General features: G+C 45.3%; 15 protein-coding genes and 1 tRNA gene. 10 read left to right on the top strand and 6 right to left on the bottom strand.

The features are described from left to right. A complete protein-coding gene (locus tag ACJ751_RS27235; protein WP_407748695.1) occupies positions 1-255 on the bottom strand; it encodes a hypothetical protein in 255 nt (84 codons plus the stop codon). Positions 256-397: 142 nt separating this feature from the next. On the opposite strand from ACJ751_RS27235, the gene ACJ751_RS27230 reads away from it, so the two are divergent. The 6 genes from ACJ751_RS27230 (at position 398) to ACJ751_RS27205 (ending at position 6,196) form a co-directional block, all read left to right on the top strand. Continuing rightward, entirely contained in the window at positions 398-688 is a 291-nt protein-coding gene (locus ACJ751_RS27230) for a cell division protein ZapA (protein WP_407748694.1), read from the top strand. Between the two features lie 286 nt (positions 689-974). Beyond that, positions 975-2,543 (top strand): ribonuclease Y, encoded by a 1,569-nt coding sequence (rny, locus tag ACJ751_RS27225; RefSeq protein WP_407748693.1) that lies wholly within the window; start codon positions 975-977, stop codon positions 2,541-2,543. A 90-nt stretch (positions 2,544-2,633) separates the two neighbouring features. Then, a complete protein-coding gene (gene rplS, locus ACJ751_RS27220; protein WP_407748692.1) occupies positions 2,634-3,005 on the top strand; it encodes a 50S ribosomal protein L19 in 372 nt (123 codons plus the stop codon). 203 nt (positions 3,006-3,208) lie between these two features. Beyond that, positions 3,209-3,448, top strand: coding sequence for a twin-arginine translocase TatA/TatE family subunit (locus tag ACJ751_RS27215; protein ID WP_407748691.1), 240 nt, complete (start codon positions 3,209-3,211; stop codon positions 3,446-3,448). Between the two features lie 59 nt (positions 3,449-3,507). Then, positions 3,508-4,953 (top strand): Asp-tRNA(Asn)/Glu-tRNA(Gln) amidotransferase subunit GatA, encoded by a 1,446-nt coding sequence (gene gatA, locus ACJ751_RS27210; protein ID WP_407748690.1) that lies wholly within the window; start codon positions 3,508-3,510, stop codon positions 4,951-4,953. A gap of 151 nt (positions 4,954-5,104) precedes the next feature. Further along, entirely contained in the window at positions 5,105-6,196 is a 1,092-nt protein-coding gene (locus tag ACJ751_RS27205; protein ID WP_407748689.1) for a lytic transglycosylase domain-containing protein, read from the top strand. Positions 6,197-6,317: 121 nt separating this feature from the next. Here the strand turns inward: ACJ751_RS27205 and ACJ751_RS27200 are convergent, their stop codons facing one another. From ACJ751_RS27200 to ACJ751_RS27185, 4 genes are all read right to left on the bottom strand, one after another. Continuing rightward, complete coding sequence (locus tag ACJ751_RS27200) at positions 6,318-7,550, bottom strand: anthranilate synthase component I family protein (RefSeq protein ID WP_407748688.1); 1,233 nt, start codon at positions 7,548-7,550, stop codon at positions 6,318-6,320. A gap of 92 nt (positions 7,551-7,642) precedes the next feature. Further along, a complete protein-coding gene (locus ACJ751_RS27195; RefSeq protein WP_407748687.1) occupies positions 7,643-8,116 on the bottom strand; it encodes a hypothetical protein in 474 nt (157 codons plus the stop codon). Between the two features lie 94 nt (positions 8,117-8,210). Then, the gene (locus ACJ751_RS27190) at positions 8,211-9,476 is read right to left on the bottom strand and encodes an adenylosuccinate synthase (RefSeq protein WP_407748686.1); all 1,266 of its coding nucleotides are present in this window, start codon (positions 9,474-9,476) and stop codon (positions 8,211-8,213) included. Positions 9,477-9,632: 156 nt separating this feature from the next. After that, positions 9,633-11,861 carry a RelA/SpoT family protein gene (locus ACJ751_RS27185; RefSeq protein WP_407748685.1) on the bottom strand — a complete coding sequence of 743 codons (2,229 nt, stop codon included), beginning with the start codon at positions 11,859-11,861 and terminating at the stop codon, positions 9,633-9,635. A gap of 162 nt (positions 11,862-12,023) precedes the next feature. Here ACJ751_RS27185 and ACJ751_RS27180 point away from each other — a divergent pair. The 3 genes from ACJ751_RS27180 to tig all read left to right on the top strand — a co-directional run bounded on the left by ACJ751_RS27180 (position 12,024) and on the right by tig (position 14,526). Continuing rightward, a tRNA-Leu gene (locus ACJ751_RS27180) sits at positions 12,024-12,105 on the top strand. A gap of 143 nt (positions 12,106-12,248) precedes the next feature. Beyond that, the gene (locus ACJ751_RS27175; RefSeq protein WP_407748684.1) at positions 12,249-13,070 is read left to right on the top strand and encodes a universal stress protein; all 822 of its coding nucleotides are present in this window, start codon (positions 12,249-12,251) and stop codon (positions 13,068-13,070) included. Between the two features lie 76 nt (positions 13,071-13,146). Next, positions 13,147-14,526, top strand: coding sequence for a trigger factor (gene tig, locus ACJ751_RS27170; RefSeq protein ID WP_407748683.1), 1,380 nt, complete (start codon positions 13,147-13,149; stop codon positions 14,524-14,526). Between the two features lie 174 nt (positions 14,527-14,700). On the opposite strand, the gene ACJ751_RS27165 is transcribed toward tig, so the two are convergent. Then, on the bottom strand, positions 14,701-15,006 hold the full coding sequence (locus tag ACJ751_RS27165; protein WP_407748682.1) for an ArsR/SmtB family transcription factor: 306 nt from the start codon (positions 15,004-15,006) through the stop codon (positions 14,701-14,703). 259 nt (positions 15,007-15,265) lie between these two features. Here ACJ751_RS27165 and ACJ751_RS27160 point away from each other — a divergent pair, with 259 nt between their 5' ends. After that, a complete protein-coding gene (locus tag ACJ751_RS27160; RefSeq protein ID WP_407748681.1) occupies positions 15,266-20,578 on the top strand; it encodes a S8 family serine peptidase in 5,313 nt (1,770 codons plus the stop codon). Positions 20,579-20,730: the final 152 nt, after the last annotated feature.

Raw genomic sequence — 20,730 nt, 5'->3', positions numbered from 1 at the left:
TCAAATCCGTTTTACCAGTCGCATTTTCATTTCATCATCCCCCTGGGAAAGCTCAAGGGTATAAACGCCATACGGCAGATCGTTCAACCCTTTCCAGGTAACTGTTTTATCGCCTTGAGGTATGTTGGTTTCGAGACGGCTACATTCGTAACCACGTTCATCGCGTAATATGGCTTTAAGGCTGGATTGTATAGGTGCCATCAACTCCAGCGTAAGCGCGTCGATGAAGGTGTTCGACCTGATTTTAGCGAACATGTTAATCGGTTGGTTTTGGTGAGAAATCATAGAATACGAAAATTTGCATTAAACCATCCAAAACGATCCAATTGTAGCCCGAGGTAGTCCTGTGAATTGTGTGTGGATAAATGTAAAACAAGCTTTTCAAAATTGCAAGCTCATGGAAGAATTAATTCCCATAAATGTTTTAATCGGCGATCGTACTTACCGCATTAAGATTGAACCTAACGATGAAGAAGTGGTTCGCAAAACCCTTAAGCTCATCAACGATAAAATTATTGAGTTCAAAACCAATTTTGCCGGCAAGGATATGCAGGACTACGTTGCCATGGTAGTGTTATGGTACGCGACCCAGCAAAAAGCCGGCGATAGCCAGCCATTGGTTGATAATCAGACAGCCGAGCAACTTGGTGCTATTGAGAAGCTGCTGGATAGAATGTTGGCTGATTGATAAGTTCGTAAGTGTTTGTAAGTTATTGATTTAAAGGACCTAATAACTTAATAACCTATTAACCGCAACTCAAAATCCCCAAACTCCCACTCAATAACCCAATAACCATTATTCGTACATCAAACACAATTCAAATAACCCCCATTTACAAATAACTGACTTCAAAATGCTTGCAGCGCCGCTGCCTCTTTTTTTGTATTTTCGCACATTCACGTCTCACTATGGTATACTTGCCAAATGTAGAGAGGGAGAGATAATGCCGAATTCTTTAAACATGTAAAACACAATGGATCAAGGTATGTTAACCACTATAATAGTAGGTATTTTGGCACTGGGCGCAGGAATTGGCCTGGGGAAAGCCCTTTTTGCCAAAAACACCAGACTAAAAATCGAAGAGGCCGAAAGTCAGGCCCGCAAAATTGTTGCCGACGCACAAACGAATGCAGAAACCATTAAACAACAAAAACAGCTCGAAGCCAAGGAGAAATTCCTGGCACTGCGGAGCGAATACGATAAAGAAGTAACAGAGCGCAACCGCAAACTGGGAGAAAGTGAGAACCGGGCCCGTCAGAAAGAACAGGGCATCAATGCAAAAAACGACCAGCTCGATAAACAGATCAAGGAAAACGAAGCAATAAAAGAAAACCTGAACCGCCAGATAGAAGTAGTAAGCCTGAAGCGTACCGAGCTGGAAAAACACCAGGAAGAACACATTCGCCGCCTTGAAAAGATTGCCGGTTTAACGGCAGAAGAAGCTAAGAAACAATTAGTTGAGAGTTTAAAACAGGAAGCCCACACCCAGGCCCTGGCCCTGCAGCAAGAAATTGTTGACGATGCCCGTCAAAAGGCCAACAAAGAAGCCCGCAAGATCATCATTCAAACCATTCAGCGTACCGCCGCTGAGCAGGCTATCGAAAACTCCATCACGGTATTCAACCTCGAAAGCGATGAAATAAAAGGCCAGATCATTGGTCGCGAAGGCCGTAACATCAGGGCTATTGAAGCCGCTACCGGTGTTGACCTGATCGTTGACGATACGCCGGAAGCCATCATCCTTTCTTCCTTCGATCCCCTACGCCGCGAAATCGCCCGCCTGAGCTTGCAAAGACTGGTAGCCGACGGTCGCATTCACCCGGCCCGCATTGAGGAAGTGGTGGAAAAAACCCGCCGCCAGATTGAGGAGCAGGTGATTGAAATTGGCGAACGTACGGTAATTGAATTAGGTATCCACGGTTTACATAAAGAGCTGGTTCGTATCGTAGGTAAAATGCGTTTCCGTTCTTCATACGGTCAAAACCTGTTGATGCACAGCCGCGAAGTAGCCAACCTGTGTGGTATTATGGCTGCTGAACTTGGTTTGAACCCTAAACTGGCCAAACGCGCCGGTCTGTTACACGATATTGGTAAAGTGCCCGATGAGGAGTCTGAACTGAGCCATGCCCTGCTGGGAGCCAAATTGGCCGAAAAATATGGTGAGAACCCGGCCGTGGTGAATGCCATCGGCGCCCACCACGATGAAATGGAAATGCAATATGTGATCTCCCCTATTGTACAGGCCTGTGATGCCATCAGCGGCGCCCGCCCTGGTGCACGCAGAGAGATCATGCAGCAATACCTGCAACGTATCAAAGACCTGGAAAATCTGGCACTGAGCTACCAGGGGGTTGAAAAGGCCTACGCTATTCAGGCCGGTCGCGAATTACGGGTAATTGTAGAAGCAGAGAAAGTGACCGATAACGATTCAGACAAACTGAGTTTCGACATCGCCCAGAAGATCCAGACCGAAATGACCTTTCCGGGACAGATTAAAGTTACCGTGATCAGGGAGAAAAGAGCCGTAAACGTAGCCAAGTAAGAAATATTCCAGGAAAATCGGGGGTTTTAGGAAATTAAAAATGATAAATTCGATTTTTTAATTACCTTTGCCTCCCCAAATTTTAACGTCATGAATGCAGCAGTTCAATTTGTACATGAGCAGTTGACAGGTAAAAAAGAGTTCCCGAAGTTTAAAGCGGGTGACAATATAACTGTGAACTATAAAATTATCGAAGGTGGTAAAGAGCGTATCCAGAGCTTTCGTGGCGATGTTATCAAACGCCAGGGACAAGGTGGTACTGCTACATTTACTGTACGTAAAATCTCCGATAGTATAGGTGTTGAAAGAACATTCCCTATTTTTTCACCCAATATTGATTCTATTGAGTTGAATAAAACAGGTCGTGTTCGCCGTGCTAAGCTTTTCTATCTGCGCGAACGCAGTGGTAAGAGCGCTCGTATTAAAGAGAAACGCATGAACACAGCTGTAGTGGCTAAATAACCACTTGTACATAAAATAGTTAAAAGCGTTCTCCCGGTTCAGCTGGGAGAACGCTTTTTCTTTTTATTAATAGCTATCATACTTTGTTAACCGGTAGCAAAAAGGTGGTTTTCCCCTTAGTATCATGTAATTTGCACGACTTTTATGCGTTTTACTTTCCAAAAGGGCGTAATTTTGTTTCCTAACTAATTAAAAAGTTTATCATGTTACTGAGTAATGTAAACCTGTTGTTCATCTCAATGCCTGGTGGTAGCGAGTGGTTGTTGATTGTACTGGCAGTGTTGGTGCTGTTTGGTGGACGTAAAATTCCTGAGTTCATGCGCGGTATTGGCCGTGGTATCCGGGAGTTTAACGATGCTAAGAACAATGTGAAGAAAGAAATTGAAGACGGCATTAACGAGAAGGACACAAAACAAGCCTCCTCTACAACTTCAGCTCACTAGTCCAGACTCACATAATTTATTCTGTAACCGATTTGTTTTATCGAACCCGGTAACAACCTTTGTTTAAGTATCACTCAATAACGCAATATCACCAGGACCTGCTTTCTGGCACGGCAACGTGTGTAGAGGCGGTTCAACACTACCTGCAGCAAATTGAAGCCCGCAGGCACCTGAATGCGTATGTGTATATTTATGCAGAGGAAGCACTGAAACGGGCGGCTGAACTGGATGCCAGCCGCAAAGCCGGTAAGCCCACAGGTAAATTACACGGTGTGGTAATAGCACTGAAAGATGTAATTGCCTATAAAGATCACCCGCTTACCGCCGCGTCAAAGATCCTTGAAGGGTTCAAGCCCGTTTTTAATGCCACTGCTGTTGAAAGATTACTGGCCGAAGAAGCCATTATAATAGGGTCCACCAACTGCGATGAGTTTGCCATGGGTTCAACCAATGAAAACTCATCGTACGGTAAGGTGCTCAACGCCCTGGACGAAACCAGGGTGCCCGGTGGTTCTTCAGGCGGTTCTGCCGTAGCTGTTCAGGCCAGCCAGTGTATGGTAAGCCTGGGAAGCGATACTGGTGGCTCCGTTCGCCAACCAGCAGATTTCTGTGGCGTGGTAGGACTTAAACCTACCTACGGCCGCATTTCCCGTCACGGGCTTATAGCCTACGCCTCTTCTTTCGATCAGATAGGCATTTTCGCCAACAATGTTCCGGATGTAGCACAAGTGCTGGAAGTAATTGCAGGCCCCGATGATTTCGATAGCACGGGCGCGCAGCAACCGGTGGATGCGTACAGCGATCTTACCCCCTTGCCTTCCAAACCGCTCAGGATCGCTTATTTCAAGGAAGCTCTGGAAAGCCCGGCCCTTGATAAAGAGATCCGTGATTCCATTCTGGAGTTCACTAAAAAGCTGCAGGCCGACGGCCATACCGTAGAGCCTGTTGACTTCGAATACCTCGATTTCATTGTTCCCGCCTATTATATTTTAACCACTGCGGAAGCCTCCTCCAACCTCTCCAGGTACGATGGAGTGAAGTATGGACACCGCAATGTTGAAAAAAATATCTCTTTAACAGAATTTTATTGTGCCACCCGGTCAGAAGGTTTTGGCTGGGAGGTAAAACGACGTATCATGCTGGGAACCTTCGTGTTAAGCGCGGGTTATTACGATGCGTATTTTACGAAAGCACAGCAGGTACGCAAACTGTTGGTTAAAAAGATCAACCTGATCTTCAGCCGGTTCGATGCGATCCTTCTGCCTACCGCCCCGTCTACCGCCTTTACCATTGGCGAAAAGACGGAAGACCCCATTTCCATGTACCTGGCTGACATTTTTACAGTATTTTCGAACCTCACCGGTATTCCCACCATCTCTATCCCGCTCTTTTGGCACAGTAATGGCATGCCTTATGGGTTGCAGATTATGACGAACCAATTTTCCGAGTTATATTTGCTCCAGCTATCCCAACAGTGGATGCAACAGTTCAGACATGCCGGCTAAATGAAAAGCCTAAACCCCTTCGACCCCCGGCGCTAAATCTGTTCTGTTACTCCAAAGAATCCTAAGAAAACTCTCATCCGTTCATCCTGTGTAGAACATATCTCAATCCATACCGCCGGGTCGATCATTTTTTAGTTTTTAACTAACGAAAATGAAACGAAAACTTTTTATTTCGGGTTGTTTAGGCCTGGGATGGTTGTGCATGGCATACAGTAATGATAACGGGATAGCAATTACACCTTTTAATGGTAATGAAAAGCTGAACAAAGTTGTGCTTTCGCAACAGTTCGAATTCCCCGGAAAAATTGCCAATGACTCTACTGATCCCAAGGAAGATGAGTTAACGCACGCTTTCGAGCTGGGTTACAATTCCGCCAATGGCATTCGTTTAAACCCCCGCGCTATTCAATTTGTGCAGGATTACATGGAAAAAAATGGCGATGACCTTCGTAAAATGAAGAGTTGGGCCAAACCTTATTTTAATGTGATAGATGGCATATTGCAGAAATATGGCCTTCCTTCAGAATTAAAATACCTCTGTGTAATTGAATCAGAATTAAAGTCAACCGCCACCTCCTGGGCAGGCGCTGTGGGCCCCTGGCAGCTAATGCCTGAAACCGCACGCTTACTGGGCCTGAAGGTTGGCCGTGGTATTGACGAGCGTAAAAGCTATACTAAAAGCACGCATGCGGCCGCTTTATACCTGCGCGACCTATACAGAGAATTTGGCGACTGGTTACTGGTTATTGCCGCTTACAACGGCGGACCGGCCAACGTATACGCGGCTATTAAAAAGAGCCAGGGCAGCCGTAATTTCTGGAAACTGCAATACTATTTACCGGCCGAAACCCGGATGCACGTAAAGAAATTCATTGGCACCCATTATATATTTGAAGGCCAGGGCAGCGTAACCACGCTTACCAAAGCAGAAGTTACCGAACAAATAGGGGTTACCGCAACGCACCTGCTCAGCCGCAAACTTTCCACCAGCGAGCTGTCAAATGCCAAAAGCATGGAGGTGTCTGGTAAATACTACTCCCCCGCCATTTTAAAGAATATTATGATGGACCAGAGCGACTTTAACCGGTACAACCCCGATTTTGACGTCATTATGGGCAGCAATGACAATGCCTATGAGCTGAAATTGCCAGCCGATAAAATGGACCTGTTCATCGCTAATAAATATATTATTCTGAATGAGAGTGTGCAGATGATGTTGAGCGGAGCTACAGTAGGTAAATAACTTTTTCAGGGTGGGCCACCCTCCAAGGGTGACTCACCCTCTGGTAACTTTATAGAAAGCCATCCAACCGGGTGGCTTTTTCTTTAAGGTGAGCCATCCGCCAGCTGGCGGATGACCCACCTTAAGAGCCTAACACTTTCTTTATAGCAGCCGCCTTTAATAAACATTCTTCATATTCTTTTTCAGGATCGCTGTAAAAGGTAATGGCAGAACCTGCCTGAAAGGAAAGATATTTATCAGCCGCATTATACATAATACTCCTGATGACCACATTGAAATCAAAATCACCTTCGGGGGTAATATATCCTACGGCGCCGGAGAAGATGCCGCGCCGGATTTGTTCGTATTGCTCAATCAGTTCCATTACCCGCTTTTTAGGCGCGCCCGTCATGGAACCCATGGGGAAGGTAGCCTTTATCGCATCTATAAAATGAATGTCGCTACGCAACAGTCCGCTAACGGTAGAGATCATTTGATGTACCTGTGGGAAACTGTAGATGCCAAACAACTCATCCACCTGCACGGTGGCTTCCTCACAGATCTTCGACAGATCGTTACGCACCAGGTCAACGATCATCACATTCTCTGAACGGTCTTTGGGGCTGTTGTACAACTGTTCTTTATTTCTTACATCATCACCCGCATCGTTGAGGTTGCGTTTTGACGTGCCTTTTATGGGTTGGGAATAAATGCGATCCCCTTCTTTTTTCAGGTAACGTTCGGGGCTGGCGCATAATAAATATTGCTGCCCGGTTTTATAATACGCCGCAAAGGGATTGGGCGAGGTATTGCTCAGGGAATTATATACCTGCAACGGATCGATGGTCACTTTTTCGGCAAAAAACTCCTGGCAGAAATTGATCTCATAACAATCGCCCCGCAGAATATGCTGCTGCAATTGCTGAATAGTGGTAATGTAATCCGCTTTGGATATACGGCTATTGATGGGCGTGGCAAGCGGCTGAGCGGGTTCACGGGCTGGCTCAACCGCACATATTTCATGAAAAACAGTTTCGTGCCGGTTGCCAAACGTGCCTATCAGCAATTCACGTTCGCTTAATTGCAGTATTACTTCAGGAATAAAAAAACACAGGTCGGGGAAACCGATGTGGTCGGCATTGTTACTCGCCAGGCCTTCCGTTTCATTTTTCAGGTCATAACTAAAATGACCAAACAACCAGTCCCCGTGTTGTTCATACAATTGCTTCAATTGTTCAAATGCAGTACCAGCCGCGGTTGCAAGGGTTTGTACCGCCCCTGCCGCAGCCATACATTCAAAACTATGATGCGGTAAATGGTAATGCTGGTTGTCGAGAAAACAAGAAATGTTGAACTGGTTAACCCAGCTCAACATTTGTAATTTGGTTCGCTGAAAATCAGCGACGGGAAATGATATAAATTGTCTGCGCACTGTAGAAACAGGGTGAGCAGTAAAAGAAGTAACCACTAAAAGTCCTCCTCGTCGTCGTCGAAGCCGCGGTCGTTGAAGAGGTCAAGATCTTTGAACTCGTCATCAACGCCCAGGTCATCGTCGTCACCCCCTTTGCCTTTTTTACCTGCGCTGCTGCCGCCGCTTCCAGTGCCACTGCTGGCTTTCTTTCCTTTTGATTTGGGTAAATCAAATTCTTCGAAGTCGGGATCCCAGTCTTCGTCTTCTTCGGGTTTGTCCCAATCATCCACTTCCTCATCAAGATCCACATCATCGTCCTCTTCGTCACCCTCTTCATCAGATTTCTTAGAAGAAGCTTTACCGCCTTTCTTAGCGGCCTTCGGCGTGTCTAACTCTTCATCTTCCAAGTCTTCATCATCCTCATCTTCTTCTTTCTTAGGTTTTGATGAGGCTTTTTTCGGAGTTTCTTTAGAAGACTTTGGTGCAGAGTCTCCGCCGGTCTTTTTTTCCTTGTCAGATTTTGCTGCCATTGTCTGGTAAGATTGTGGTGTAAAATTTCAGCGAATTTTTTAATTCGCCAATTTTTTTAGAATATTTTTTGTCTCAAAAAATCCGAAGTGAAAACTACTGAATTTCTATCAATTGTTCACGTCCCGGACCATTGGAAATATAATTAATATTCACCCCTAAATATGAATTAATAAATGATACATATTCTTTCATGGTGCCTGGCAGTTCACCTGACGTTCTAAATTTGTCAGTTGCTGTCTTCCAGCCCTTAAAGCTTTTCAGTTCAGGGGTAATTGATACGCGTGTCATTTGGAAAGGGATCTCCTTAGAACTCTTACCATTAACCATGTAAGAGGTACATACTTTTAACTCATCAAAAGCATCCAGCACGTCTGCTTTTGTCATAACCAGTTTTGTTACCCCGTTTATCATGCAGGCAAAATTCAGTGCTACCAGGTCAATCCAGCCACAACGTCTGGGGCGACCCGTAGTTGCGCCAAATTCGTTACCAATACGGCGCAGTTCTTCTCCGGTTTCATCATGCAATTCGGTTGGGAAAGGCCCGCTGCCCACGCGTGTACAATAAGCTTTCGTTACGCCTATTACATCCTTTATTTTTTGGGGCGCTACACCTAAACCGGTACATACGCCGGCTGAAATAGTGTTTGATGAAGTTACAAAAGGAAATGTTCCAAAATCAACATCGAGCATACTTCCTTGTGCACCTTCGGCTAAAACTTTTTTGCCCTGGCTGATCTTCTCATTGATGAAGTATTCGCCATTAACGATCTTGAATTCTTTCATAAATTCAAGCGCTTCGAAGAACTCCTCTTCCCAGGCCGTAATATCCTCATGGAAATTGAGGCTGTCGAGCATCTTCTGGTGCTTCAGGCGAAGACGAATATATTGAGTGGTGAAACTTTTATCTAACAGATCGCCTACGCGCAAACCGTTACGTCCGGTTTTGTCCATGTAAGCAGGTCCGATCCCTTTCAGGGTAGAACCGATCTTATCATTTCCTTTTGATAATTCAGACGCTTTATCCAATGCACGGTGCGTTGGCAATATCAAATGCGTTCTTTCTGAAATAAATAAATTTTTCCGGTAGTCAATGCCAAACGCTTTCACAGTTTCGCACTCCCTTTTTAAAGTAACCGGGTCTAATACAACCCCGTTACCAATCAGGTTAACTGTATTCTCATGAAAAATACCGGAAGGAATTTGATGGAGAACAACTTTTTTTTCGTTTACATATAACGTATGGCCTGCATTGGGACCTCCCTGAAAGCGGGCAATAACATCATAATTGGGCGCAAAATAGTCCACGATCTTGCCTTTGCCTTCATCGCCCCATTGAAGACCTAATAAAACATCAACCATTATTAAATATTTGAATAATTTGTAGCAAACGGGGGCAAAAATAGGTTAAAACACCAAGACATTTTGAGTTTTCGCGATTTTGAGATTTTTTAAAAATTAATGGTTCCGGGATTGAAAAATCACAAAATCTCTACATCTTCCAATCAGATATGTCTTTTATTGTTGTTCCGTATCGTATCTGTCAACTGTTTCAATACCAGGCAGTTTCTTCAGGCTGTTTACCAAATCATCCAGTTCTTCTTTATCATGCACATACACCCTGATATTCCCGTGGAACAAACCTTCCCGGGCCTCAATGGTCATGGCGTTGATATTGATCTTCATTTCGCCCGAAATCAGATTGGTGATCTTATGAATGACACCCACATCATCCAGCCCTACTATCTTTAAACCCGTAAGGAATGAGATCTCTTTATTTTTAGCCCATTTTGTTTTTACAACCCGGTGCCCGTAATTGGCCAGCAAACGGGCCGCATTGGGGCAATTGGTGCGGTGTATGGTTAACCCCTTGCCGGTACTCACAAATCCAAACACATCATCTCCGGGGATAGGTTTACAACAATTAGCCAGGGTATACATGATCTTGTCGCTGCTTTCGCCAAAGATGATGAGCTCAGCATCTTTTTTGGGCATCGTATGTATAGGATCGGGCTTTATTTCGGGCCGAATAGGTTTAGGCGGTTCCAGTTTATCGCCCAGCACATGAAATTCGCTAAGCTCCTTCAGGTCAATGGATTTTACAGAGATCTGGTAATACAGATCGAGCGGTGAAGGCAACTTGTAAAAAGAAGCCAGTACATCTACATTATGCTGATTGAAGGCTGCGCCCATATTCTCCAGCTTGCGCTGCAATACATACTTGCCTTCATCGGCCACCTTTCTTTTTTCATCTTTTAACGCGTCTTTGATCTTGCTCTTCGCCTTGGCGGTAACCACAATACCCAGCCAGTCTTCGTTAGGCTTTTGTTTGCTGGAGGTAATGATCTCCACCTGGTCGCCACTGCGCAGCTTATGGCTGAGCGGCACCAGCTTATGGTTTATTTTGGCGCCAATACATTGCGAGCCTACCGCGCTGTGGATGGCAAAGGCAAAGTCAAGGGCCGTACTATCAACCGGTAGCATTTTTACATCGCCCTTGGGCGTGTAAACATATATTTCCTCAGCCAGGAAGCTGGTCTTGAAGTCGTGCAGAAAATCGATGGAATCGCTGTCCTGATTATTGAGCACTTCGCGTATTTGCTGGAACCACTTATCGAAGCGGCTTTCATCAGCCGTACCTTCCTTATACTTCCAGTGGGCGGCCAACCCTTTCTCGGCAATCTCATTCATCCGCCGGGTACGCACCTGGATCTCCACCCATTTCCCCTGCGGCCCCATCACCGTAGTATGCAGGGCTTCGTACCCGTTCGATTTGGGATTGCTGAGCCAGTCGCGCAAGCGTTCGGGGCTGGGCGTGTATTCGTCGGTAATTACAGAATATATTTTCCAGCAGCCTTCTTTTTCCTGTTCCAGGGCAATATCCAAAATAACCCGGATGGCAAACAGGTCGTACACTTCCTCAAAAGCCACTCCTTTCTTTTTCATCTTGTTCCAGATGGAGTGAATGCTTTTGGGCCGGCCGTATATTTCAAACTGATAGCCGGTTTTATCTAGTTTTTCCTTGATTGGCTTTATGAACTCATTAATATAGCGCGAACGTTCCCGTTTGGTTTCGGCCAGTTTACGGGCTATTTCTTTATAGGCTTCCGGTTCCAGGTATTTCATCGCCAGGTCTTCCAGCTCTGTCTTAATATTATACAAACCCATGCGGTGCGAAAGCGGCGCATATACATACACTGTTTCGGAAGCTATCTTTAACTGCTTTTCCCGCTTCATACTGTCGAGCGTACGCATGTTGTGCAGCCGGTCGGCCAGTTTAATAAGAATAACGCGGGGATCATCAGTAAGCGTAAGTAAGATCTTTTTGAAATTCTCCGCCTGCGCCGAGGCATTGACGTCAATAATATTAGAGATCTTCGTCAATCCATCAACGATACGGGCTATTTCGGTGCCGAATTCCCGTTCAATATCTTCCAGGGTAACATCGGTATCTTCAACGGTATCGTGTAAAAGCGAACAAATAGTAGAACGTACACCCAGGCCAATCTCCTCAATGCCTATGCGGGCAACGGCCAGCGGGTGAAGAATATAGGGTTCACCGCTCTTTCGACGCATGGTTTTATGCGCTTCAGCGGCCATTTCGAATGCGCGGCGCAGTAATTCTTTATCACCCGGTTTTAATTTGGGTTTCAAAACGCGTAACAGGGCCCGGTATTCACGGAGTATTAGCTTTTTTTCCTGCTCTTCATTCAAATTATATTTCGGTATCACGGCAACAGAATCCATAGTTAACGAATTTACGTAAAAATGCCCTATGTTTGCAACCCCAAAACAGTTCGGGGGTTTTAAGTTCTAAGTTTTAAGTTATTGTCCTCAACTCCTGATTTCCGACTATTTCAGGCAGGGTCAAACTTAAAACTTTAAACATCGAACTTATTACTAAAAAAAGCGCATGTGGTGAAATTGGTAGACACGTCAGACTTAGGATCTGATGCCGCGAGGTATGGGGGTTCGAGTCCCTCCATGCGCACCGCCCTTAAAGTGGGTCATCTGTAAAGGTGGCCCTTTTTTATTCCCCATTTTCTTCATAATTAACATCATTTACCTCCCTGATGTTTATTAGTTATTACATATCCAAACTTGTTAACTTTATAGGGCCATAATCATTTAGTTATGAATACCATCCTTTTGGCGGTAGATTTTTCACCCGCATCCCGCAATGCAGCTGTTTTTGCTGCCGAACTGGCCAAATTATTACATACCAGATTACTCCTTTTCCATGCCTATATGCTCCCCACGCCTATTAGCGAGGTGCCATATGCCATGGTTACGGTTGATACCCTGCAAAAAGAAAACGAGGACCAAATAAAAAAGGAGGCAGACTGGATACATGACAATTACGGACTGGAGGTAGAATGGCTGGTACGCATCGGCATTGCCTCCGACGAAATAAAAGCCCTCACCAAAGAAAAAGAGTTTGGCCTTATTATAATGGGGATGAAGGGCGCCGGTGGACTTGATAAGATCATTGGCAGCACCACTACCAACGTTTCCCGAAAAGTAAAAACACCCGTATTGGTGGTACCGCACAATGCCAGCTATACCCCGATAAAACATATTACATATGCCAGCGATTTTACCTACAAAACCAGCATCCACCTGTTTAATCCGCTGTTAGAGCTGGCCCGCGCCTTTGGGGCCAAAACACATATTTTATTTATTCGACAAAATCATGGCGGCAATGCCGAGCACGAGCGAGCCGGCAAAAAAAGCACCGAAATTATTTTTGAGGGATATGACCATGAATACGTGACCCTTGAAGAACCAGCTGTTAATCAGGCAATTAGTAAATATTTACAACAATATTCCAGCGAATTGCTGGTGATGGTAGCCCATAAACATACCTTCCTGGAAAGGGTTTTTTCGAAAAATCATACCACCGCAATGGCCTACGAAACCCATGTTCCCCTGCTAATTTTGCAGGATAAAGGTTAACTGGCAATATACATCCCTATTCGTTTTGACCGATTTCATCGTTTGCCTTACCTTTGCAACCCAATTTAAAAAACGTATGGCAACAGTTACCAGAGAGAATATCGGACTGCTGAATGATAAAATTACCATTAAAGTAGCCGGTGCAGATTATCTGCCTTCATTTGAAAAAGCACTTAAAAACTATAGTAAACAAGCCAATATACCAGGTTTCCGCAAAGGCATGGTACCTACTGGCATGATTAAAAAAATGCATGGCCAGTCAGTATTTGCTGATGAGGTTATCAGAACTGTTGAGAAAGAACTCGGCAACTACATGCAAAACGAGAAGCTGGAGATCTTCGCCCAGCCTTTACCGCTTGCTACAGAGGAAGCGCCGAAATTAGACATGAATAACCCCACCGAGTATGTGTTTGATTTTGAAGTAGGGTTAAAACCTGCATTCCAGTTAGCTGACCTGTCTAAAGAAAAAATGACCCGTAACAAAGTAACGGTAACCGAAGACATGATCAATGAAGAGGTGAACCGCTTACAGGTGCGTCATGGTAAACTGGTTGACCGCGATGCAGTTTCTGAAGACGAAAACGTACTGAATGTAACCTTCACCGAAACCGATGCTAACGGTAATGTTATTGAAGGTGGTGTTGTTAAAGACAATTCTTTCCTGGTAAAATACTTTGCTGAGCCTGTACGCAGCACCCTTACCGGTAAGAAAAAAGACGATGTGTTCAACATTCAGTTAAATAAAGCCTTCGACGAAAAAGAAAGAGAATGGGTACTGAGCGACCTCGGCCTCGACAAACACGACGAAGCAGCTGCTGCTAAATTCTTCAACGTAACCATCACCAAAGTTGGCCTGGTTGAAAAAGCAGCATTGAATGAAGAAACTTTCAAAGCTGTTTATCCCAAAAAAGAGATCAAAACTGAAGCAGAATTCCGCAATGAAATAAAAGAGGAAATTCAAGGCTACTGGGATAAACAAACGAAAAATCATTTACAGCACGAGATCTACCACGTGCTGCTAGACCATACCAAGATCGAGTTCCCCGAATCGTTCCTGAAACGCTGGATGCAAACCGGTGGCGAACAACCCAAAACACAGGAAGAAGTAGAACACGAATTCCCTACGTTTGTTAATCAGCTTAAATGGACGTTGATCACCGATCAACTGGTGCAGGAAAACAACATCGAGGTTAAGAACGAAGACATCGAAGCTTTTGCCAAACAACAGTTATTCGGTTACATGGGTATGGGCATGCAGGATGAAGAGCAACCCTGGATCGCAGAATACATCACCCGCATGATGAAAGACCGTAAGTTTGTTGAAGATGCTTACCATCGTATTCAAACTGAAAAGGTGTTTGACCTGATTGAAACAAAAGTAAACGCTACTGAAAAGCCCGTAACGGCAGAAGAGTTTTCTAAAGAAGCGGAAAAACATCAGCATCATCATCACTAGTAGATTACAATCTCTGTAAAATATAAAAGCCCTGACAGTACTGTTGGGGCTTTTTGTTTATTCAGAACCAGGCAAAGGGCAAAAGGCAGAGGGCAAAGGGCCTCGACGCGGCAATCTGTCGTGAAACAGTCAACTGGTTAACTCGTCAACTGGTTAACTGGTCAACTGAAGAAATCACTCCCCTTCCAAAAAACTCCCCAACGCATCCAGCTTCTCATTCCAGAACCGGTGATACTGCGTTACCCACTCCGCTACCTCTTTCAACCGGTTAAAATCAACCGCACAAAAGCGTTCCCGTCCCTGTTGTTTAATCACAACCAGGCCACACTCCGTCAATATTTTTATGTGTTTTGAAATAGCGGGTCTGCTTATTTCAAAGTTCTCAGCCACCCCGTTTAAGGTAAGGGTTTTATTGGCCAGCAGGCCAATGATCTCCCGCCGGGTGGGGTCGGCAATAGCCTGAAAAACATCACGACGCATATAATTGGTTTATGTAACTACCTGGTTGCAAAATTATGTGTAACTAACCGGTTAACAAGCAAACCAGGTACGGGGAATTATATATCGCAACCGGCGGAAATCTTTAGCGGAGAATCAAACATAACAATTTGATTAAAAGAACTTTATATAAATACCGATCCAATAATAAACACTTGATATTTCCGTTTATAATAGCTATCTTTTTGAGCCTGTTAATCCAATACGCTGAGAACCACTATCCTATTTAAATACCCTTTGAATGAAATACCCTTTACTCGCAGCTTTTTCGCTGTTCGTATCCCTGAAGATTTCGGCCCAGGAGATCATGCGACCTGTTCACTTAAAAAGCGGTACCCTCACCAGGAGCAAAAATCTTCGCAACGATGTACACCTTACCGATTCCCTGAGCAAACATCACTTCAGGAACAGGTACTATGCGCTGATCCAGTTTAATAAACTACCCACTGCAGAAGAAAGGAAGAACCTGGCACAGGAAGGCGTTTTATTATACGATTACATTCCCGATAATACTTATTTAGCGGAAATAACCGACCGGTTGGCACCTGGCCAGCTTAAAAAGAATACCATCGCCAGTGTTTTCACCCTGGAAGCAAGAACCAAAATTGCCCCGGCCCTGCAAAAGCAATTGGGTGAATCCATGCATGACCCTGATAAACTGATAGCAGTAAGCTTTTACGGAAACATCGATAAAGCCACCGTCATGGCTGAGTTAACACAGGCCGGCGCCCGGATCAGAGAAACCAAAATACAGCCCGCCCATGTTGTTTTTATAGATGCAACGGCCGATGTAGTTCAAAAAATAGCCTCCCTTCCCTTTGTGGCTTATATCAGCAGCCAGCAAATGAAACCCGTAAGCCTCAATTACAAAAACCGAACGGCTTCGGGTCTTGATATCTTAGCCAATGCAACAGGCCGCAACCTGCAGGGGACTGGTGTAACGCTTGGGATCGGCGATGAAGGCGATGCCAGCACCCACATTGATAATTCAGTGCATTTGATAAACAGGAACCAGAATGCCGCCACTTCGCATGGTACCCATACCGTAGGCACCATGGCTGGCGCAGGTATTGTGAACCCAAGATATAAAGGCATGGCCCCTAAAGCAACGGTTATTGGCCAATACTTCAGCGACATTCTGGTAAACTCACCTTACTATATAGCCGATTACGATATGGTAATCACCAACAACTCCTATTATTCCTCCGCCAGCGGTTGTCCCGGCGAAGGTGAGTATGATGTGATGAGTAGTTATGTTGATAACCTGATGAATACCAACCGTACCGTTTTGCACGTGTTTGCATCTGGTAACGATGGCGCCCTAGCCTGTTCGCCCTATCCTATAAACTACGCTACAGTAAAATCAGGTTTTCAAACCGGTAAGAACGTAATGACGGTAGGCGCTATTGACAACACCAACGCCGCCAACACTTTCATCAGGGCAAACTTTTCGAGTAGTGGCCCCGTTGATGATGGCCGGTTAAAACCGGAAATAGTTGCAGGGGGATATGGTATCGGTTCAACCGTACTGAACAATACATACGGCATAGACTACGGCACCAGTATGGCTTCCCCCACTGTGGCCGGCGCTATGGGTTTGTTATACGAACGTTACCGCCAGCTTCACAGCGGCGCCAACCCTACCGCTGCCTTGATAAAAGCAGTAACCTGTAATGGCGCTGACGATCTAGGTAACCCCGGACCCGACTTCATCTATGGCTTTGGCCACCTGAATGCAGTTAACGCGGTAGAAGCGCTTGAAAACAATACTTACTTCACCGGTGTAACAAACAATGGTGGTTCGCAAACCTTTACTATAACCGGTGTACCAACCGGTACGGCACAGTTAAAAGTGTTATTACACTGGAACGATCCCGCAGCGGCTCCTTATGCAGCCATTGCCCTGGTAAATAACCTTGACCTTGCGGTTATCGCACCCGATGCTACCATTCACCACCCGCTGATATTAGACCCTTCATCAGCCAATGTGGCCAATATAGCTGTAGAAGGCATAGATAATCTGAATAATATTGAACAGGTTGTTATCAATAACCCACCGGCAGGCGATTTTACGGTTACTGTTAATGGTACCAATGTTCCACAGGGGCCGCAGGATTTTGTAGTAGCCTACCAGGTTATCGCTCCTGAAGTAAAACTTATGTCTCCTTCTACTTCAGACAGCTGGCTCACCGCCGGTGCTGAGTTCATTCGCTGGAGCGCCAGTGACCCCAATACCAACAACTTTACCCTTGAAATTTCTTATGATAATGGAAGTAGCTGGTCAACCATCAGCAACACTATTCCTGCAACAGACCGGTCCTTTTATTTTAGCGTTCCCAACGTAGGTACAGATATGGCTTTAGTTCGGGTAAGCCGTAACGGAACTTCTTATTCTGCTGTAAGCGGAGTATTTACCATATTATCACAGCCTGCCTTAACGCTTGCCAACGCCTGTACAGGCTATGTTGACATGAGCTGGCCAGCAGCGGCTTTTGCTACCAGTTATGATATTATGCAATTAAAAGGCAGTGATATGGTTGTGGTAGCCAATACTACAGCTACTAATTATACATTGGGTGGGTTGAACAAAGACAGTACTTACTGGCTGTCGGTACGTGCAGTACTGAATTCATCACCCGGCCGGCGTGCCCTTGCCAAAAGTATAATTCCTGCCGGCGGCGCCTGCGCCTCCCCTACTTTTGACAATGACCTTACGCCTGATCTACTGGTAGCACCGGTTACCGGCCGCAAGTTCACCAGCTCACAATTAGGCATCAGCGCTCCGCAGGTTCGAATTAAAAACGTAGGTTCAGCCTCCTCATCAGGAACGTTCAACATTACTTACCAGGTAAACGGCGGAACACCTGTAACTGAAGCCACCACACAAACTATGGCCGCCAACGCTACTTATACCTATACATTTGCTTCCACCTATGATTTCTCAGCAGAAGGAACCTATACCATAAAGGCCTGGGTTGATTTCAGCAGTGATCCTTCGCACCTGAACGATACCCTGGTAACAGTAGTAAAGAATTTGAGAAATGATCCCATCTTATTAAGTCCTTCTTATACTGAGGGATTTGAAACTTCCGCTCCGCAAAGCTATACCACCGGTACACTGGGCTTTGCCGGGCTTGACCGTTGCGACTTCTTTGCAGGAACCAGTAATGGCCGGGCCCGCCCCTTTGTAAACACCGGTATGGCAAGAACCGGGAACCGCGCCATAACACTCGATCAAATAGCTTATACCGGCATTATCCAGGGCGATAGTCTCATCACTACCTTTAACCTGAGCAACTACACCGCCGGCCAGCAGTTATGGCTCTCTTTCTTTGTGCAAAACCAGGGCATCGATTTCTCGGCCCCTAATAACAAAGTATGGATCCGTGGCAGCGAGAACGATGCCTGGATACCATTGTATACCCTTCCCATCAACAATACGGATTTCGGCATCTATCGTGCTGCTACACCGGTTAATATAACCGAAACGCTGGCTAATGCTACACCAACTCAGTCGGTAAGCAGCAGCTTCCAGATCAAGTTTGGCGAACAGGGTTACCGCTCAACCAACTCGGTTATTATTGATGGCAACCTCGATGATGGCTATACTTTTGACGATGTTACCATTACCATGACTACAGATGATGTAACCATAAAGCAACTGGTTAATCCATCAACAGGCAATGCATGCGCCCTTACTACTACAGAACCTATAATAGTGCAGGTTAAAAATTACAGCACCGGTACACTTACCAATGTGCCCGTTTCGTACCAGGTTGATAATGGTCCCGTAATCACGGAAACCATTCCATCCTTAGCAGCAGGCCAGGTGTTGAATTATACGTTTTCACAAACCGCCAACCTGGGAACCTATAAGTCATACACGTTAAAAACGTATGTTGCCTATCCTACTGACAGCTACCGGGCGAACGATACAGCATCCTCCACCTTTATAACCAAGCCCCTTATCACCAGCTTTCCTTACCTCGAAGGTTTTGAAAGCAATAATGGCAACTGGTATACCGGTGGCATTAACAGCAGCTGGCAATGGGGCACACCCGCCGCTTCTGTCATTAACAAGGCAGCCAACGGTACAAAAGCCTGGGTTACCAACTTAACCGGAAACTATAACAACTATGAATTATCGTACCTGTACTCCCCTTGCTTTGATCTGAGTGGATTGACCCAACCAGTACTTTCTTTCAGTCACATCTTCCAAACAGAAGACAATTGTACTTGTGATTTCCATTGGGTTGAATACAGTACCGACGGACAAAACTGGGTCAAGCTGGGCAATACCAGCAGCGGTACCAACTGGTACGAAAATGTAACCTACCAGGCCTGGAAAATTTCCAACCCTGTGTGGCATGTATCGAGCTTCAATATACCTTCGAATAGCCCCACCGTTCGTTTCAGGATCCTTATGTATGCTGATCCGGGTGTTACTTACGAAGGCATAGGCATCGATGATGTGCATGTATTTGATAAAGCTGCCATTTACAGCGGCCCCGATATCACCAGCGGCTTAACACAAACAGTGAGCGGCACCGGCTGGACCCACTTTAATGCGGGCGGTAACCGGGTAGTATCTATTAATCCGAACGGACAAAACCTGGGCAGTACAGATGTGCGGGTATACATCAACACCGGCGGGGTGCGCAACAACGGAAAACAATATTATCTAGATAGAAATATTGTGGTGCAACCTGCCAATGCACCAACAGCCCCTGTAAGTGTACGTTATTATTTCCTTGATACAGAAGCGCGCAACCTTATAAAGGCTACCGGTTGCGGCGCCTGCGCCACTATCCAAGATGCTTATGCAGCAGGCGTTACCCAATACAGCAATGCACCGCTGGAAGAAAATGGCACCCTGGCTGATAATGTAAGTGGCACCTATGCATTCATCTCTCCATCGAACGTAGACATAATACCCTACGACAATGGTTATTATGCCGAATACCAGGTAAGTCACTTCTCCGAATTCTGGATCAACAGCGGCGGTCCTGCACAAAACCAGGCATTGCCAATGGAACTGGGTATGTTCACCGTTACAAAAAATAACGCTGCCGCTTTATTACAATGGACAACATTACAGGAAACCAATACCAGTGAATTTGTTATTGAAAGAAGTACCGATGGCAGCCATTATGAGGTAATTGGCGCTGTACCTGCAAACGGCACCACCACTACCGTAACCAAATACCAGTTTACTGATAAACAAATGGCAACGGGTATAAATTACTATCGCATTAAAACGGTAGATAATGATGCGAAAAATATTTATTCACCTGTACGTACCCTCAGTTACGCCAACAATGATTTCACCATCAGCCTGCTTCCCAACCCGGCAACAAAAGGCACGGTATACGTTAACACCTCGGTGAACTGTAACCGTATAGAAGTGCGTGATGCTATAGGCCGTCTTATTAAAACAGTGAATGTAACAGGCACCTATAATCCCGTAGATGTTCATCAGTTAAACAAAGGCATGTACTTTATTACCGTAGTAACAGATAACGGTTCCAAAATAGAGAAGCTGTTTGTTGAGTAAACCAAAGTAGGAAGTATGAAACAGGAAGTACGATGAACCCGATTTTCGTACTTCCTGTTTTTTTTCCTATAGCTACCAATTACGTCTTACCTCTTTCTTCTTACCTCCTGCTTCACCCGCCTTCCTTTTCACCGATTCCCAAACTAGAACTA

Origin of the sequence: Niastella sp., assembly GCF_045805085.1 — a bacterium.
In the GTDB taxonomy this organism is placed as follows: Bacteria; Bacteroidota; Bacteroidia; order Chitinophagales; family Chitinophagaceae; genus Niastella.
Note: the sequence above shows the minus strand (reverse complement) of the source record. Positions and strands in the feature narration are given on the sequence as shown.

Bases quoted from the DNA above. Each gene is read 5' to 3' on its own strand.
- ACJ751_RS27165 (WP_407748682.1), bottom strand. From the start codon at position 15,006: ATGCGTCGTGATGTTTTTCAGGCTATTGCCGACCCCACCCGGCGGGAG.
- ACJ751_RS27195 (WP_407748687.1), bottom strand. From the start codon at position 8,116: ATGGCAGCAAAATCTGACAAGGAAAAAAAGACCGGCGGAGACTCTGCA.
- ACJ751_RS27235 (WP_407748695.1), bottom strand. From the start codon at position 255: ATGTTCGCTAAAATCAGGTCGAACACCTTCATCGACGCGCTTACGCTG.
- ACJ751_RS27160 (WP_407748681.1), top strand. From the start codon at position 15,266: ATGAAATACCCTTTACTCGCAGCTTTTTCGCTGTTCGTATCCCTGAAG.
- ACJ751_RS27200 (WP_407748688.1), bottom strand. From the start codon at position 7,550: ATGTTGAGCTGGGTTAACCAGTTCAACATTTCTTGTTTTCTCGACAAC.
- rplS (WP_407748692.1), top strand. From the start codon at position 2,634: ATGAATGCAGCAGTTCAATTTGTACATGAGCAGTTGACAGGTAAAAAA.
- ACJ751_RS27190 (WP_407748686.1), bottom strand. From the start codon at position 9,476: ATGGTTGATGTTTTATTAGGTCTTCAATGGGGCGATGAAGGCAAAGGC.
- ACJ751_RS27205 (WP_407748689.1), top strand. From the start codon at position 5,105: ATGAAACGAAAACTTTTTATTTCGGGTTGTTTAGGCCTGGGATGGTTG.
- tig (WP_407748683.1), top strand. From the start codon at position 13,147: ATGGCAACAGTTACCAGAGAGAATATCGGACTGCTGAATGATAAAATT.
- ACJ751_RS27215 (WP_407748691.1), top strand. From the start codon at position 3,209: ATGTTACTGAGTAATGTAAACCTGTTGTTCATCTCAATGCCTGGTGGT.
- ACJ751_RS27230 (WP_407748694.1), top strand. From the start codon at position 398: ATGGAAGAATTAATTCCCATAAATGTTTTAATCGGCGATCGTACTTAC.
- ACJ751_RS27185 (WP_407748685.1), bottom strand. From the start codon at position 11,861: ATGGATTCTGTTGCCGTGATACCGAAATATAATTTGAATGAAGAGCAG.
- ACJ751_RS27175 (WP_407748684.1), top strand. From the start codon at position 12,249: ATGAATACCATCCTTTTGGCGGTAGATTTTTCACCCGCATCCCGCAAT.
- rny (WP_407748693.1), top strand. From the start codon at position 975: ATGGATCAAGGTATGTTAACCACTATAATAGTAGGTATTTTGGCACTG.